Source organism: Bacteroides sp. 519 (assembly GCF_010500955.1).
Taxonomy (GTDB): Bacteria; Bacteroidota; Bacteroidia; order Bacteroidales; family Bacteroidaceae; genus Bacteroides.
This window is the reverse complement of the sequence record NZ_QVMJ01000037.1, coordinates 17,648-34,482: the sequence shown is the minus strand read 5'-3', so window position 1 is coordinate 34,482 and position 16,835 is coordinate 17,648. Positions and strand designations below refer to the sequence as shown.

The following is a 16,835-nucleotide window of genomic DNA, read 5'->3' as shown; positions in this document are numbered from 1 at the left end:
AAAGAAATGAAGATAGTATATAAAAATAAGGATTATAAAATGAGAAATAACTTTATAAGCTCTATGAGCTTTATAACCTTTATGACTTTCTTTATAACCTTTTCTTTCCCTGTTTCGGCACAGGATTATAAGGGAGATGTTTTGGTTGAGTCAACCCATTTCCGTGAACATAACGATAGTCTTATAGTAGGTTTTAATATTCGTGTTGAAGCAAACGCTGTTCCTACATGTTCCAGTATGACTTTTACACCCGAATTGCGAGGAAACAAAAACCTGGTTGAATTGCCGTACATACAAGTAAATGGCAAGAAACGGAAAGATATTAATCAACGTTGGTTTGCTGTGGCCAGTAGAAAATGGCTTTCGGAATATGAACCTCCACAGATACTTGTTAATGCTGATAAGTATGTAGACGAACATATTACTTATTACATCACCTTGCCGTATGAATCGTGGATGGATAAAGCTTCTTTGTACTTGCGTCAGGAATTGATAGGCTGTCGCGATCAGGTGAACCTGTATACTTATAAACTTGATAGCCGGGTAGAGATGGCTGTTAGAGAACCTTATAAAATGGAACTGATTGCAGCTTTGGTTGCTCCCGCTGATGAGGTTAAAACCCGAAACCGCCAGGGAAGTGCATTTCTAGACTTTCAGGTAGGCCGTTCGGTTATTCTGCCCGATTTTCGGCGGAACCCGGTAGAGTTGGGCAAAATTAATGATGCGCTTGTTGAAGTAATGGGCAACATGGACAGTCAGATAACCGGATTATTTATTGAAGGATATGCATCGCCCGAGGGTCGTTATGCATCTAACGAGTCGCTTTCCCGTGATCGTGCAACTGCGTTGAAAGATTATATTAGAAATCGCTACATGCTTTCCGACAACATATTTACGGTTCGTTGGGTACCCGAAGACTGGGTAGGCCTGAAAGCGGCAGTGCAAGGAAGTAATCTTCCACAAAAAGACCTGATTCTGCGTATAATAGACAATGGCAGTGATTACGATGCAAAAGAGCAACAGCTGAAAGGTTTATCAAGTTATGGGCAGTTGTTACGGGATATTTTTCCGGAGTTGCGTCGTGTAGAATACCAGATTGATTATAAAGTTCGTAACTATACCACTGCCGAGGCTCGTAGTTTAATGAATACCAATCCAGAGAACTTATCGCAGGCCGAACTTTATCGTGTAGCAGTAGAATATGGAAAAGATACACCCGAATACAATAGAATACTAATGGAAATTATTCCGAAGTATTACGAAAACGATCCTGTGGCAATGAATAATGCAGCTGCTTTATTGATTCAGAATTCGGAAGAAAACACAGCCTTACGCATGTTAGAGAAGGCCCCTAATCTTCCTGCTGCGTGGAACAACAAAGGTGTTGTATATATGCTTCGTGGTGAATTAGACAAGGCCGAAGAGTTATTGAAACAAGCGTCGGTTGCAGGTATACAAGAAGCTACCCATAATTTGAAAGAGCTTCAAACAAAACGCGAAGACGAACTTAAGCGTACTAATAGAGGCCGTTAAGCCATATTTGAAATAAGCTGGGTTGGAATTTACCAGCAACAATGAGAGGTGGAAATGTCAAAGTGCATTTCCGGTTTAAGAGAGAGAGAAAACAATGAGCGAAAAAAATCTGAGATACGTATATATCGTGGCGTTACTATGTCTATTTGCGGCCTGTAACAGTAATACAGATAGAAAGAGGCATCTTACCGAACGCCTGTTTCTGGAACGCAAGCATATTAGTATATCCCATCCAGGTAATAAAACCTCTGATAACAGGGTGCTTGCCGAACAGGTTACTTTTCGCAATGAGTTTCTACCGGAAGAAAAAGATATTACGAAGAACGAAGAACTGGGTTTGGATACCAATAAAATATACACACTATCCGAGGTAACCGTTACTTCGCGCGCCCGCTTTGCTCCTGTACGCGAAGGATATATAAATGTAGATTTCCTGATACACGTACCAGCAGGGTTCTTGTCGGACGATTTTCAGATCATACTTGTGCCCGAATTGTTGTATGGAGATTCTGTTACACAATTAAACGAAGTGGTGCTTCGGGGTAAGAATTTTATTGAACTCCAGAAACAGGATTACGAACGATATAAAAACTACCTGAATAGTATTGTTGATCCTTCGGCTTATGATTCGGTTTTTGTTGATCATACCGGGGTGAACAAGGAACTTAATCGCAGGCGCCAAAACGAACTTGGGCAATACTATCAGCGGTGGTCGCTTATACAGGAATACCGTGAATGGCGGAACGAAGAACAAGCCAGATACGATCTTTATAACATAAAACAAGCCGAAAACCTTCGGCAGAAACTCCGGAAACATGATAGTAAATATCAGGTAGCTTTTGCACGGCAGCTTGCCACGCATCAGGACACTTCGGCTTTGGGTATAAAGTATCGTATGGAGCGGAAAAAAATAATCGACTCTTCGCCTGTTCGCAAACAAATTACTGTAGAAGCAGTACCGGCGCGCTACCGCGAAATCTACCTGAAAGGTATAAACACGGAAGATTTGGAACCTTTATTACCACAGGATGCAGACTCGCTTCATATTGCTACCGAATTTGTGCTTCACGAAAAGGTTGCTGCCAACGAAGCCAGAGGAGCCCGTCAGGAAGAAATGTTCCATTATATGGTGCCCACTCCTTACCGGCCCGAAGCACACTACAGTGCTACAATTGTTCCGGAAAAGGATTATACATACCGCTATACAACAACATTGCCGGTTGTAGCAGGAGTAAAAAACCTGTCGTTACGGCTTAGCGGTATGGTAAATGCAACAGACAGAAGCCATTATAAAATAGCGTATACCGATAAACTAACGTATGTTGTTTCTTCAATAGACGAACTGGCCGATGGAAGTTTGCTTGGTAACAATGATTTTACAACCGAGCAACGGCGTGAGTACACCCGTGCGCTCGAACAGCTTCGTAACCGCGATTACCAAGGTGCATTATTCATTTTAAATGAATATCAGGATTATAATACAGCCCTTGCCCTTGCATGTTTAGGATACGATGGCCGGGCTTACAACCTGCTTGGTACACTTACTCAAACGGCAAATACGCATTACCTGGCTGCTATTTTATGTTACCGTTTAAAAGAAAAGCAGGCAGCAGTTGATCACTTGCTGGAAGCATGCCGACTGGACCCGGCTAAAATAGATCGTGCCGAACGTGATCCGGAAATCAGTAAAATGATACAGGATTACAACTTAAAACAGGTGTTGGAGCGATAACTCCTTCCATGCTCGAATTAAAAAAATAAAAATCAATTGTCAACTGCGGATGCCACTGCCTATTGACAATTAAATATCTATTATTAATAACAACAAAAAATGAAAATGAAAATGAATTTTAAGTATGTAATGTTAGCTTGTGCCACTTTAATGGCTGGATTCACAAGTTGTTCAAACGAAGAAAATCTGGATGGTGCAGAAATCATCCCTAATGGAAAAGCTACTGTAGCCGAAATTGTATTGACACAGCAAGCCAACTCAACAAGAGCAATTTCTTTAAGTTCTACTCCTACAGCTGCTGAAAGTGTGATAAATAAAGCTACATTATACATCTTTAATGCTAGCAAAAGACTTGTTAAACAAGTTGATTTTGCCCCTACAACAAATGTTAAAACGGTAGAATTAACAACAGGTACTCACTATTTTCATGCATTGGTAAACCATCCGGGTACTGCTCCTGTGTTTTCTGCAAACTCAACTTTAGCAGCAGTAACAGCTCATTTAAACAATGAGATTCCTTTAACAAACATTGGTTTTATTACTACAGGTCCTAGTGGTTTCTTGATGAGTACACTTGGTGATCCTGTTGCTAAAAATCTGGTTGAAGCAACCGAAGCAGAAGCAGCTACAAAAAACCCTGTTGAATTGAAAGTAGGCCGTGCCATGGCTAAGTTGAAAACATTGTTCGAAGCTACCGATCGGGCAACTCAACAACCTGCTACAGGTGTATTGGGCAATGTAAAATATCAGGGTGCAAACAATCCTAACAAAATGTATGCATTGCCAAACTACGTTGGTACTCAATTGGAGGCACCTTACTTCACTACTTATAGTGATCCTAATGTTGTAGATCAAACAAAGTACTTCCCAACTTTGCCCGGAGACTTTACAATGACTACAGGTTGGGTTAATGCCGATGGTGCAGAAAGTAACATAGTGTATTTAGTTGAAAATAGCAACAAAACTCCCAAAGAAGGTAACTCTACTTTTGTATTGTTGAAAGGAACTTTCTCTCCTGAAGCAACTTATTGCTATAATGGTGCAGATGGTACTGAATTGGGTTCGGCTATTCCTACAGGAACTACTTTCTGGTGTGCTGCTACTGCCGACAAAAAAATTGTTTATAAGAAAAAGTTCTTCAACTCAGCGCCTACATCAGCTGTTTTGGCAGCATTAACAACCAACTTGAACGATGGTAATACATATACAGAAATTATTGAGTATAATAATGGTGAAGCTTACTATGCATTCTTCTTGCAAGATGAACTTCAAAGTACCCGTGTTGCCAAATTCACAACAGCACGTAATAACTACTATGGTGTAACCATTAATTCTGTTAGCGATCTTGGTGCTAATACTCCTAAAGGTGTAGTTCCTGATAAAGAAACTCCACTTGGAGCCAAAGCATGGGTACAAGGAACAATCACTATCTTAAATTGGAGTACTGTTACTCAAACTGGTGGTATCTAATCCCTGACACTTATATTCACTTCACAATTCATGGGTGGGAAATGCTTCTGTTCTCCCACCCATGGACTAATCATGCAACTATTTATCTTACAAATCGCAAGTTAAAACAAAATCCATGAAGATATTTAATAAAATACCCTTTGGTAAAGTCGGCGTGCTTCTTACCGCTATAATTCTGTTTTGCGGATGTATCGATGATACTTATAATTGCACCCGCCCTACAGGAACATTCTTGCGGTTTACATACACGTTAAATACTAAATACAGAGATCTGTTTGCAGAACAAGTGAGTGATATAGCACTCTTTTTCTATACTCAGCAAGGAAAACATATTCTAACAAAAGATGTTTCGTGTAACGAACTGGACACTGATAACCGTTTATACATGGAGCTGACTCCCGGAAACTATCGTGTAGCAGTTTGGGGAAACCTTGACGAGCGTCACTATGGTTGGCGCGATCCAAGACATCCTACCAATTTTCAGCTCGACCTTCTGTGTGGCGAGGGTGGCGAAGTAGGCCATGAATTTGCTTCCTTGTTTCACGGCATCATTGATTTTGAAATACTCGAGGGTGTAGTAGAAGAGCATACGGTTGAATTAATAAAAAACACAAATACCATTCATGTAATAATGGAGCAAGAAACTGCCGAAACACGGAATGCAGATTGTTATGCACTGATTACCGGATACAACGGCAGCTATAATCTTGAAAATAATTGCGTGGCCGAATCATTGCCACTACAATATAATCCCCGGTATACATCTCTTATTAATGGCACTCAGGCTAATTTTACTGTAATGCGCTTGTTTCAGGATGATGATTTAAACCTGACTCTGGGCTGGGACGGTACTGAAGGAAGCACCGTTAGCAAGCACTTGGTGTCCGAGTTAATGAAACATCCGGAAATAAATACCAATGAAGATCTTGACCGGTGGGATGAATACACGCTCACATACACAAAAAACAGTTTTGGAGCTGTTGTTTTAATAAAAATAAATAACTGGGACGTGATATTAGAACCCGGTGGAATTTAATTTGCTATTTAAGTAAAGAATATACAAAAGCACATATATATAATGAAGAAGATTTATACCCTTTTGTTAGCCATATCATTCATGGGGATCTCATGCAATGAAAAGGTCGAAGGCTATGAACCCGGAAATTCTGCCGAAGACAATGAAGTAGAATTGAAAATCGTGCAAACCGCCTCAGGAACAACACGTGAAGCCGTACCATATCCTTCTGCCACCGGAACAGATGAGGAAAGAAGAATCCTCACGCTGGATTTAATAGCCTTCGATTCGGGAACTAAAAAATTTGTTTATACACGTCCTGCCTATCCATCGTCGGGAAATATGTACCGGGCTACTGTGCCTTCGGTTCATACTAACGTAGATGTGGCAGTACTTGCCAACTGCCCGGCAACCTATATTACAACCTTGTTAGCATCGGCAGAGTGGGGGGCTTCAAATCAGAAATGGGAAGACTTTCAACGGCTTTTAATCGACGAAAACCCGGCCCGGCTGGTAAACTCGGCAAACTTTCAGCCATTACCTATGTCTAGTGCCCTGTTGGAGGGGAAAACCCTTTCGCCAACCGGAGTAGCAAACTGGGGAACCACGCAACTGTTACGTTCGGTAGCTTCGGTCGATTTATTAATAGAAAAAAATACCGCTACAAGCAAACTCGAATTAACAAAACTACATGCTTTTTACGCAGCCGATAAGGGATACATATCCGCTATAAAGCAACCAAGTACTACCCCACAACAATACGAAACGCCAACCGGCATGCAAACTATATTAAATACACTTACTGCAACCCGGATAGGCGAAACACAAACAGGAACTGCTCCTGATGTTATAGCCTACGATGCCATTACCAGCCAGTTGTTTATGTACGATAATAATATAGTAACAAATAGTAGTGGCAACACCAATAAATGTACACGTGTAATTATTGAAGGGTACTACGATCAGCTTGGCGAAGCAGGACCTAAAAAGCCATCGTACTATCCGGTATTTTTGCTCAACGGTACAAACTTTCGTCCGGTTATCAGAAACTGGAAATACCTGTTAAAGATAAATGCAGTACATGGCCCGGGCTACAGTACAATAACCGAGGCAGCCGAAAGTGCTCCTATCGACCTCAATGTGGTAATACTCGATTGGAATATAGCCGATGTAGAAATAGGCGTAAGCGGTACATACTATGTGTCGGTTAATAAGAAAGTGGCAATACTAAACAGAGAAGCCGGATCGACCGATCAAATCAATATAACCTATAGAGGAGAAGATACTGATAATTTTGCGTTGGATTTTAAAGACAATACAAACGGTGCTCAAACCACTATAACCAATGGCATTGCCAATAATCGTTTCGAGGTAACACTAACTTCGAGCAACGGAAATGCAGAACTAGTGGTGAAGTCCAAAGGAAGATATTCTGCCACCGAGTCGGAAAACCAGGATGTAGTGATATTGAAATATAGAAACCTTCAGTTTGAAATTGCCATCCATCAACTTAACAAAGACGATGGCGATTGGGAAGATGGAGGTGATATTCCAACAGATTTATAAAACCCCTATCTTAATGAAGAAGATATTATTATACGGATTATGCATAGTACTGTTGGTACTAAACGCATGCCAACACGAAATGGATCAGCAATATACGCAAGGCAACAGATTTAATCTGAATATTGTTGTTGACGACTTGGAAACCGGAGTCAAAACACGGGCCTCAGTACCATCGGAAGCAGGAGAGAAAAATGTAAACTCACTTTATCTGGTATTCTTCGATTACGATAAAAACGGTACAGGTTCTTTTGTGGGTTATTATAAGGTTCCGGAAGCTCAGCTAAGCATGACTTCTACCATAGTTGTACCCACAACTCTAACCCATGGTGGTAATTTAAACAATACAAATAATTACACTATTCTGGCTCTTGCCAATATAGAAGAATCTGCATTGGGTGCAGGCAATGGATATGCAGATAACATAAGTGCTTTCCTGAATCAGTTCGAACATCAAACAGAAAACGGTGCACTATATAAAACAATGCTCACAGTAACAGGAGCCGGAACAAACGAGGCCGACGATACACATGCCATAGACTCTTCGAACCTGTTTATGAGTGCCCGAACCGTTTGTATGGCTGGCGATGCTACCACTACTATACATCTTAAGCGTGGTGTTTCTCGTTTCGATGTTTACAATCGGGCAGCTACACATAAACTGTCGTCTGTATCTATATGGGCTGCTGCAATAGAAACTCCGGTGTGGGAAAACATTCCTGTTGAACCAAGCCGGATGGAACGTTTTTATGGTGTGAAAGGAATAACCACCGAACAAACTAAAGGCAAACTTTATGCTTTCGAAAACACGGTAATCGAACCATCATCAACCGATACCGAAACCACTTGTTTAATTATAGGTATGGAAGCAACCGCTGTTCCCGGTACTATAAAATACTATCGGGTAAATGTGCATTTGCAAGATGCAGCACAACAGCTTATGCGCAACCATGCCTACCAGATAACCGTAAACAGTGTAACAGGTCAAGGCGCTGATTCCGAGTACGAAGCATGGACCCAAAACGAAAACGAATTGTTGGTTAGTGTAAACAATTGGAACCTGGACGATAACGGAATGATACTAACCGACGGTACAAACACATTGGGGCTTCCGGTAAAGCACATCAGGTTTGATCCGCAGGGAGACTCGCGCGAGTATTCAATTTACACCGTAGGTAACGGAGTGTTGGAAATTACAAAGAAAGATTTGCCAATGGAAGCCAATGGTATTACTCCCGGATTTACAGCTGTTATTGAAGGAAACACGTTGAAAGTAACAGCTACTAAACTTCCGGCTGGTGAAGAAATACGCCGCGGAAGCATCGAAGTGGCTTTTGCCGGATTGCGCGGAACAATAGATATGATTCAGGAACCGCTAAACGAAAAAATGCTTTACCTGGACAGAAACTATGTGGCCGACTTTGCCGCAATAGGCCGTTATGGTATACCCGACGGACCCTTAACCGTTACTGCTTCGGGACCATGGGTGGCCGAAATATTTAATACCGATGATACTCCGGATAATCCCGGTTTTTCTTTCCTGTCTGGTGGAACGGCTGTAACACGTTTAGAATCGATCAATAATCCTTATGGAGATACGTTTCAGGTTTATACCACCGGCGATAATCCTTACGCTAATGATGTGCGTAGCGGATTTGTTATGGTATCGTTGGTAGAAGATCCTGATAATTACTCGGTTGTTGTTCCTTTAATACAAAAGGTAAAAACGGTGTTCCAGATATCACCATCGGCATCCGAAGTAAGATTCCATGCCGATGCTTCGCCTGCTAATAAATTAATTGCTGTAGGCAATATGTACGAGTTTACTGTAGACACCGGTGGTGCAAGTTGGACTGTGGAGATGGATGGTGGCAATGCCGATAAATTTACTGTTACCAAAGTTACCGAACGCAGATTTACTGTAAGGGCTAACACACAAAATGTAACTGCATCCGAGTGGTACTCGAACATTAAAATTACAAGTGGAACCAACGTAATGACGATACCTGCCATTCAGGAAGCTGTAATGCTTACTGTTTATTTTAACGGGCAGATACCTACCGCAGGCGGAACAATAACGGTTAATGTAAACTCATCAAATCTGCAATGGAGTGCCGAAATTATCGAAAACTGGAATTCGGGTTCTGTTACTAATCCGCATCTGGCTTACCTGCAAGCGTCAACAGGAGGAAACAGAGAAACTAGTTTGTTTAATCAAGGTGCAAACGGATCGTTCAAAGTAGGATTCGATGCTTTAAGATCTCCTTTGGTAAACATGGTGCCAACTGTGAAGATAAGAGTATTCTTAAGCACTATGCCAAGCATCAGTCAAACCATTCAAGTGCTTCAGTTACCACTTGCCCAAAGTGCCCTCAAAGTGATGGATGTGTGCCATGATTCGTGGGGATCGTTAGGTGGTTCGGGCGATTATTTCTCGGGCTACAACGAATTCTTAAGAAGTAAATCGCTCTTTGGTACAAATGGCAGTGTTAAACTACCCAATATTACAATAACCGAAGTTGCAGATAGATCCGAACCGGGAGTAATATCATCCGAGTATGGTTATGTACATGCGGGTGGACGCCCAAGCAATCAATACTCAAGCGCACGCTTTAAAAGTGTTGAAGACTGGAGGCAGCAAAACGATGGAGTAGTGGTATATGTATGCGACGCGGAAGGCGATCAGTTTACAAACCCACAATCAACATTGGTAAAACTGAACTATAAAGCCACAGATGGAAAAGATAAACCTATTCAAATAAACACTGCTTTGTTAACAAGTACAAACAGTCTTAAAAAGAATATTATGAAGTATCTTTTAATCGATGGTCCGTTTGGTAGAGTAAATAACGCTGCTTCGTTATCGTTTACAGTAGATGGTGTATCTACAAGCCTTTGGAGTTATCCAAGTAATGCTGTACCGGTAATAGTAAACAGTGCCGGTAATGCAATGTTAGTGATAGACCCAGACAATAAGTTGGTATACCTGGGCGAAAGTCAGTTCTTTAATAACGGTTACAGTACAAGCATTAAAAACGATAGAGACAGATTCCTTGGAAACTTGTTAAGCTATATACTGAACGCAGCGTTACATGGTAGTTCTTTTACCAACGATTTTACCGACGACGCCCGCTATAACAGTAAACACAGCCGATAATACAAAAACAGAGAGTAACAGAGTGCTTTTGCCGGGTGAGGAACACAAAGCGCATCTTTGTGCCGGGATTAAAACCAAAAGTATCTTTGTTACTCTTATAAAGAATAAGAATGATGAAAAGAAACATTTTATATGGAATACTTGTGTTGGTTATGGCTTTGATGTCGTGCCGGCAAGATCCGGACGATATAATTGCAAAAACCGGAGCAATAAGCCTGAAGGTTGAGGTAGACCCGAACGGATCGGGGTTGCAAACCGATACACGTTCTATTATAGTAGATCATTTACAAGGCGAAAATCAGGTTAACAACTTGTATTTGTTGTTCTTTACTAAAGCAACCGACGAATCGACAAGCTACAAAGGGTACTATAAAATAGATGGCCCGGTAGTACTCGATAGACAGTTTGCTTTTAACTACAACGATATAAATACAGGGAACTATTCAATACTGGCTTTTGCTAATATTGACGATTGTTTTATAAACTCTTCAACGCTCAGTGCCGGCTCTTTAAACAGCTTTTTAAATAGCCTGACAGGCAAAACCGAAGAAGAGGTTATAAAAAGTGCCACACTTTACTTGGATAAAGTTACAAACGGCTATGCTACCCAGATACTAAAACAAGACAACCTGGTAATGAGCGGCCGTACAGAAAAAAAAGACGGCAACCAGCTTATTACCCTTAAACTAACCCGGGCCGTATCGCGTTTCGATATACAGATATTGGATAGTGGTTATGAATTGTCGTCGGTATCTATTTGGAACAATGCTTCGTCAACCCCTTTGTGGTTGTCGAGTAGCAATGCATCGGAAGTACAAACCGTAAACCCGGGACGCTTTTACGGAATTACCTTTCCAGCAGGTACCCGCGAGCGTAAAGGTGGTTTTTATGCTTTCGAAAACTATATATCCAATCCTAAAGCAGGCGATAAAAAAACCACTTGTCTGGTTGTTGGTGTTCAGCCTTCAGGGGGTGGTACAACTCAATACTATCGCATCAATATACATCCCGAACAATCCGGTCAGAGTATTAAACGCAATTACGTATACCAAGTAACTGTGCGTAGTGTATTAGGTAGCGGAGCTGCTACCGAAGAAGCAGCAGCTAACTCAACCGTCGACCCTAATCTTGAAATAAACATCAACAACTGGGGGCTCGACGAAGAGGGAATGATTCTTACCGATGGTAAAAACACCCTTGCCATACCATCTAAGATTATCCGGTTTGCACAAGATGGTGGAACACGCAAATACACTATCTTTACTCAAGGCGAAGGCGTTTTGTCTATGTCGCCAAATCTTCCCAGCGGATTAACAGCTACCCTTGCAGGAAACGACCTCACTATTACCGCAACCAATCTGGGCAGTCTTTCTAAACGCGAAGGTACTATCGACATCAGTTTTGCTGGTCTTAAAGGAACCGTACAGGTTATTCAAGAACCTAAATTAGCCCACTTCCTGAAACTGGACAAAACGGCCATTAACAATTTTCCTACCACAAAATCTACTCCTTTTACCGGAGTTGTAAATGTAAGCAGTTCAAAAAACTGGGAAGCCAAAATATACAATGCCGGTGGCAGTAGTTTTTCTTTCAGTGCCAACGATGCAACTGCTCTTACCACCTCGGGCATATCGGGCGACAACCTGAATATATATGTAACCGAAGATAACCTCACCAACAAACTGATGGCAGGCTTTGTACTTGTATCTTTGAAAGACGAACCGGGCTACAGCCGTGTGGTTATACTGAAACAAACAGCATCGGTAGGTATTTCTATTGATCTGGGAGAGCTAACCGAACTTCGCTTCGAAGGCAATGGTGCGCCTAAAACAATTGCAAATGCCATTCCTGGCGAAGGATATGAACTTGAAGTACACCCCGGTACCGATACCAATGGCAACTACAATAGTTGGGGAGCCGAGTTGCAAGGTGCCAACGCTTCTAAATTTGTACTGCTTGTAGATAAGAATTCGACATTGAACCGTGTAACCGTATACCCTAAAGGCAATACTGATGCAGGTACACCACATGCACAATATCCATATTATAACTTTACTGACAATATTATTGATGGTGTTGAGTTGGTGGTATATTGGGGCGATAACCTTGCTGCTGTAGCAACCGACCAACAGAAATGTAAAAAAGTGGCTGTGTTGCAAGAAACAATGGTGTTCAATGTTCCAACAACAACAATTATTAGTAAAGTAGGCCAAGTAAAAGATATTCCAATAGATATACCAAAAGGTTCAAAATGGCAGGCAGAGATTATAGAAAACTTTACCACTTCGGAAGAATATGGTTATATGCCTCACAAAGGCTATATCTATGATGGTGCTAATAAGTTAACAGAAAAGAACGAAAAAATAACCGGGCAAACAAGCACAACTCTTAAAGTTGGGTTCGATAAACTATTATTTCCCATAGTCGAAGTTCAACCGGTTTTAACTTTGAAAATCTCGCTCGAAAACATGCCCGAATTCTCTTCTGTAATAGAGGTAAAACAAGAAGCGTTAAGTCCGCGAACAATAAATATTCTCAATACAGTAGGAGGCCAAGCATATAGTTCGCTCAACGATGGGTCTTTTTCAAAACGTATTATTGATTACTACAACAGTGCGCACTTTTCAACATCGGCTTCGGCTAAGTGTTATGCCGATTTTGTTAAAGTACCCAAAGGTGATGATAAATATCCGGTCGATAATTTTAATGCTACAACCGGTAGTCCGCAAAAGATATCCGAACTAGGATACAACTATGTGCATGCCGGCTATACAAAAAATAACTGGACACAAGCCGCTTGTAACGAATTAGAGTTGTGGAGGCAAAAAACAGATGGTGTAATGTTTATTATTCAGGATTATAGTAGTAGCAACGCTCTCAATTTTTTTCAATCTCTGAACTCGGCCACAGGATATGTTGACAATACCCATTCAAGCAATGAGGCTATATTCGAGATAAACAGTCCGGGAAAGAGGGTTCTCTACTATTTATATAACCACGGACCTTTTGGCGAGGTAATGTTAGCCGACATGGATAATAAGATTACAGACATGGACAATGTACATTCTGCTATATCCCGAACATCGGTTACCCCAACAGGTACAGCCGTTTTATCCGAAAAAGATTATGCAGATGGTATTGTATTGTTTATCGATCCCGATCAAAAAATTGTTTATCTGGGCGAATCTCAACTGTTTAGTGATAGTTCTTTTTCACCCAATAACATAGATGATAGCAATGCTGCCAACAGATCGGCAAGCCGTTTCTTAGGCAACCTTTTATCGTATATTATACGTGCGGCACAGTATGGCAGTCATTTTACAGATCATTTTAAACATAATTCAACCACTTATCCATTTGCTGCACTAAAAAAAGATCCGATGTTTGATTAAGAAAGCGCGAAGGCATGAAAGCGCGAAGGCGCGAAAGCATGAAAGCGCGAAAGGTAAAGGCGCGAAAGGGTAAAAGCTTTCGCGCCTTCCGCCTTTCATGCCTTCGCGCTTTTATGCCTTCGCGCCTTTATACATTCACAGCCCGCAAGCTGCGTCGTATTTCTGCCTGTATTGTTGTATTGTCGCTTTTAACTTCGTTCAGGAACTCAATGCTTTCCTTTATATGAAATCCGGAACAACACATAATTAATTTCCATACAATCAGTTCATTGTTTTTATATTTATAGTAAAGTCGGAGGATAGTGGCAAAGTTTTTGCTTGTGCCTACCTCATTGTTATAGAAAGCCATGTATCCAATGGCATCCAGTATTTCAATCAATTGTTCTTGGGGCATATCCTCGGCCTGTGCCAATAGCAATCCAAAAATGCTTTTATTCATTTTACCCAAGGTGCGTGCAATAATATCTCTGGGCAAAGGATACGATTTCTTCCATGATGTTCTTGGCGGAACAGCTTGAAGTTGATTGTTACCTATTTTGCCCAGATAGTTACACATAAGTAAAGCAGTAGTGCTGTTTCCACTTTCAAGAGACTTGCATATAGCCAGTTTAGGGTAGAGGGTGTTTTCAATTTTCAGAGCATCAAGAAGTCGTATAGTACGTTCGTTTTCATCACATTCTTTATGTTGTAAAGCAAATGCAGCTGCCGAACGATCTACCGGAAGAAACGATAATAGTTTCTCATACAACTGTTCAACAGAAAGCTTTTTGGCTAAAGATATATCCAAACTGTTTGCAAGGCCGCGTTTTCTTAAAGCTTCGTTGGTACTTTTCATGTTCTATTATTTTGGTTTGTTTTAACTGTATCTGGTGTATTGCAAAAATAACACTTTATAGTCTTTGTACAATGATAAAAGCAATACTTATTTCACCACAGAGTTCATCATTTTGTTCAAGCTATATAGCAGAGCGGTCTCGGTCTATATAGCTTAGCACCATTGTTCTATATAGCATCGACCCCCGAAGCTATATAGCATTGATCCCTCGGTCTATATAGAAAGATATTTTACTGGCAATTGACCTGCGCTTTTATCCCGGTAGGATAAAGCTTTTCTCCTACCGGGATGAAGCCTTCATCCTACCGGGATAAACCGTTTATCCTACCGGGAGAAAGGCTTTATCCTACCGGGATAAAAGAACTATGAGCATGAGTTATGATACTTCAAATGGTACTTATGTTTTACTTTTTAGCGAAATGTCATAGGTTAAGTTGTTGGTAATTAGTTAGTTGTGGCGGTTATGAGACTTATGGCAGTATTTTCGCTATAGATTTCCTGTAGGCTGATTGATATGAATCATATGAATCCCCATATAGGGCAGGGCTGTTAAGTTCTATCAATTGCCGTCTGCTTTAGCTGACGGTTGTTAGAAAGATTTCTCTCTTGGCTTTAGCCAAAGTTGATTTAGTTTGGCTAAAGCCCAAATTGTTATACCTTTTAGACCGTCAGCTAAAGCAGACGGCAATTGATAATTTTCTATAGAATAAAACAAAACATACCCTAAATTCTGATTTCATAGTCAGTAAATCGTTCATTGCACGATTTAACACCCTTACGTGCACGATTCTTAATCCGTACCTACACCTTATTTCATCTACATTTGCTCTACATAACTAAATGCGCAAGCAAATTTTGAGAATTAATTATTTATAGTTTAATTATTAATCTGATACACATGAACAAAAGAAGATTAGCCTTTTTAATGCTATGTATGTGTGTGATAGTTTCCTTTACAGGATGCAGTGACGACGACGGATATAAGGATGTAGACGGACAAAGTCCGGCTATTGCTTTAACGGCCGACCACATTCAAACAGCAGCAGGGCGCCAGTTTACCATTGAGGGAACTGTAACCGACAAAGACGGTATTTCTACTATTGGGTTGGTATGTGCCGATCTTTACCTGAACAAAACAATCGACTTGATCGAAATTTATGATGAGCCACTCGAAACCTACGAATTGAAGTACAGTTTTAAGGTACAAGCCAACGAAATTGGCGAGCAATTTACTGTTAAAGTGATTGTAACAGACGTAGGCGGCCGTTCGGTATCGCACGATGTGCTTGTAACGCTGGATGGTGACTTTGAAAATCCTACCTTCACAGCATCGCCGGCGGAACAGCCGAGCAGGGAGATGCCAGCGGCATTGAAGAAAAAGCCCGCCGAGCAGAATCTTACCTTACCAATAACCTTACCTACGATTGGAATAAGTGTGAGGGACAACGCTATTTCTTGCGTCGCGCCAAGGAGTTTGGATGCAAAAACTTTGTGCTCTTTAGCAATACGCCTCCTGTACAATATACATCGAATGGTAAAGGCTTCTCGGCTAGTGGCGGCGTATCTAACTTAAAGGCGGATTGTTACGATGATTTTGCCGATTATATGACTGAGGTTGCCAAAAAATATATCAGTGATGGCTATCCTGTAACTCACATCTCTCCTGTAAACGAACCGCAATACAACTGGGATAGCGGTCAAGAGGGGAGTGGATGGACCAATAACGAAATTACTCATCTCATTGGTTCCTGCCGGTGGCGAGTATGGCGATATTGAGCAAGAAGGTACTTATCAGGCTACGCCTACACTCTGGGTGTTGGGTAACTATAGCCGCTTTATCCGTCCGGGCTACCGTCGCATCAACATGACACTGAATGAGTCACGCAGTTTCTTCGGTTCGGCATGGATTTCGCCCGATGGAGATAAGGTAGTAGCAGTTTATACAAACCTATCCGACAAAGGTGTACGCTTGGTCGAAACACACGAAGGTTGGAGCAAAGAAGCAAAATCTGTTACTACATATACCACTACAAGTAGCAAGAATTTGAAAGAAGCCACTGTAGATGTACATAATAATGTGGAACTGGATGCTGGGAGTGTTACAACAGTGGTGTATGGGTTTTGACCGATATTTTTGT

General features: G+C 41.2%; 8 protein-coding genes and 2 pseudogenes. 9 read left to right on the top strand and 1 reads right to left on the bottom strand.

Going from position 1 to position 16,835, the window contains the following annotated elements; all coding sequences use genetic code 11:
• The first annotated feature begins 6 nt into the window (after positions 1-6).
• From D0T85_RS20190 to D0T85_RS20160, 7 genes are all read left to right on the top strand, one after another.
• On the top strand, positions 7-1,533 hold the full coding sequence (locus D0T85_RS20190; RefSeq protein ID WP_163215321.1) for a DUF3868 domain-containing protein: 1,527 nt from the start codon (positions 7-9) through the stop codon (positions 1,531-1,533).
• A gap of 94 nt (positions 1,534-1,627) precedes the next feature.
• Positions 1,628-3,265 carry a hypothetical protein gene (locus D0T85_RS20185; RefSeq protein WP_163215320.1) on the top strand — a complete coding sequence of 546 codons (1,638 nt, stop codon included), beginning with the start codon at positions 1,628-1,630 and terminating at the stop codon, positions 3,263-3,265.
• A gap of 105 nt (positions 3,266-3,370) precedes the next feature.
• Entirely contained in the window at positions 3,371-4,735 is a 1,365-nt protein-coding gene (locus D0T85_RS20180; RefSeq protein ID WP_163215319.1) for an Mfa1 family fimbria major subunit, read from the top strand.
• A gap of 115 nt (positions 4,736-4,850) precedes the next feature.
• Positions 4,851-5,771: a FimB/Mfa2 family fimbrial subunit gene (locus D0T85_RS20175; RefSeq protein WP_163215318.1), complete on the top strand. Its 921-nt coding sequence runs from the start codon at positions 4,851-4,853 to the stop codon at positions 5,769-5,771.
• 42 nt (positions 5,772-5,813) lie between these two features.
• Positions 5,814-7,316, top strand: a complete 1,503-nt coding sequence (locus D0T85_RS20170) for a hypothetical protein (RefSeq protein ID WP_163215317.1) — start codon at positions 5,814-5,816, stop codon at positions 7,314-7,316.
• Between the two features lie 13 nt (positions 7,317-7,329).
• Complete coding sequence (locus D0T85_RS20165; protein WP_163215316.1) at positions 7,330-10,470, top strand: hypothetical protein; 3,141 nt, start codon at positions 7,330-7,332, stop codon at positions 10,468-10,470.
• A gap of 110 nt (positions 10,471-10,580) precedes the next feature.
• Entirely contained in the window at positions 10,581-13,862 is a 3,282-nt protein-coding gene (locus tag D0T85_RS20160) for a hypothetical protein (RefSeq protein WP_163215315.1), read from the top strand.
• 127 nt (positions 13,863-13,989) lie between these two features.
• On the opposite strand, the gene D0T85_RS20155 is transcribed toward D0T85_RS20160, so the two are convergent.
• Positions 13,990-14,697, bottom strand: coding sequence for a hypothetical protein (locus tag D0T85_RS20155; protein ID WP_163215314.1), 708 nt, complete (start codon positions 14,695-14,697; stop codon positions 13,990-13,992).
• An 898-nt stretch (positions 14,698-15,595) separates the two neighbouring features.
• Between D0T85_RS20155 and D0T85_RS20150 the strand changes: the two are divergent.
• Positions 15,596-16,033 (top strand): annotated as a pseudogene (locus D0T85_RS20150) (hypothetical protein); the annotation flags it as partial.
• Positions 16,024-16,822 (top strand): annotated as a pseudogene (locus tag D0T85_RS23255) (glycoside hydrolase); the annotation flags it as partial. The pseudogenes D0T85_RS20150 and D0T85_RS23255, both read left to right, overlap by 10 nt.
• Between the last annotated feature and the right edge of the window lie 13 nt (positions 16,823-16,835).